The 218-nt window shown below is 55.0% G+C and carries 1 tRNA gene; it reads left to right on the forward strand.

The annotated features are described in order from the left end of the window. Positions 1-35: 35 nt before the first annotated feature. Positions 36-110, forward strand: a tRNA-Glu gene (locus LQK91_RS21970). The last annotated feature ends 108 nt before the right edge of the window (positions 111-218 follow it).

Consider the following 218-nt stretch of genomic DNA (forward strand, 5'->3'; position numbering starts at 1 on the left):
TGAGCAGGACGGCTGCGAAGTCGTGACACTATCGTGTCCCCTTCGTCTAGCGGTTAGGACTCCGCCCTTTCACGGCGGCAACAGGGGTTCGAATCCCCTAGGGGACGCCACCTGCTTGGTGACAGGTGAAAGGTGTCTCCATACAGTATCTCAAAACCGTTCTGGTTGCGTAAGCAGCCGTGGCGCGTTTGAGATATTTGCTCTTTAACAATCCGGAA

Origin of the sequence: Pantoea sp. MHSD4 (assembly GCF_021043305.1) — a bacterium.
GTDB classification, from domain to species: domain Bacteria; phylum Pseudomonadota; class Gammaproteobacteria; order Enterobacterales; family Enterobacteriaceae; genus Pantoea; species Pantoea eucalypti.